Genomic DNA, 568 nt, shown 5'->3' on the forward strand with positions numbered 1-568 from the left:
GGCGCGCAGCCGTTCGCGGCGGCCAGCCGGCCGTGGCCCGCGCGGGCCGGCCCGTTCAGTCGCGCACGAGCACGACCAGCTTCAGGTCTTCGCGGTGCGCGGGCTTCAGCGTGATCTGCTGGTACACGAGGCGGCCGTCGGCCGGATGGTCGAATTCGCGCAGGCCGCCTTCGCGTTCGAACACGTCCTGCGATGCCCAGTACTGCGCGAAGGCGTCGCTGCCGGCGGTCAGTGCGTCGATCAGCGCACGCGTGGGCGCGTCGGTCAGGTGCCGGATCGAATCGGCGCGGAATTCGGCCGCGAGCCGCCGCGCGCGGGTTTCCCAGTCGACGATCAGCGTGCGCGCGGCCGGCGACATGAAGGTGAAGCGCAGCAGGTTGCGGTCGTGTTCGCCGTCGAGCCAGCCGGAAAAGAGCGCGGCGGCCGGTGCGTTCCACGCGAGTGCGTTCCATTGCCGGTCGAGCACGTAGGCGGGCGTCGCGATGGCCGCGACGGTCGCGGCGAGCGTCGGCGGCAGGTCGCCGCCCGCGACGTCGGGCTCGGCCGGGTCGCGCTGCGCGGCCAGCTC

At 73.6% G+C, this 568-nt stretch carries 1 pseudogene; it reads right to left on the bottom strand.

Annotated features, from left to right (window positions below):
- Window positions 1–55 precede the first annotated feature (55 nt).
- Window positions 56–568, bottom strand: a pseudogene (locus tag DPV74_RS41775) (transcriptional regulator); the annotation flags it as partial.

Source organism: Burkholderia sp. HAN2018 (assembly GCF_024704855.1).
Classification (GTDB): domain Bacteria; phylum Pseudomonadota; class Gammaproteobacteria; order Burkholderiales; family Burkholderiaceae; genus Burkholderia; species Burkholderia cepacia.